The sequence below is a fragment of the Pseudomonas sp. P65(2024) genome (assembly GCF_057480955.1).
In genome coordinates, this window is the sequence record NZ_JBLIYX010000064.1 from 1 (window position 1) to 280 (window position 280).

The 280-nt window shown below is 60.7% G+C and carries 1 protein-coding gene; it reads right to left on the reverse strand.

The annotated features are described in order from the left end of the window. Positions 1 to 280, reverse strand: a 280-nt coding sequence (locus AC25MA_RS25855) for a GTP-binding protein (protein WP_486972551.1), incomplete at both ends; no start/stop codon positions are given.

The following is a 280-nucleotide window of genomic DNA, read 5'->3' on the forward strand; positions in this document are numbered from 1 at the left end:
TTCGTTGTCGTCTTTGCCTTCCAGCGCCATACGAGCCGAACCGATGATGATCGGGGTGTCGTCGCCTGGGAAGTCGTAGGTGGACAGCAGGTCGCGAACTTCCATCTCGACCAGTTCCAGCAGCTCAGCGTCGTCTACCAGGTCAGCCTTGTTCAGGAAGACCACGATGTACGGAACGCCTACCTGACGGGACAGCAGGATGTGCTCACGGGTTTGTGGCATCGGACCATCGGCGGCCGAGCAAACCAGGATCGCGCCGTCCATCTGGGCAGCACCGGTG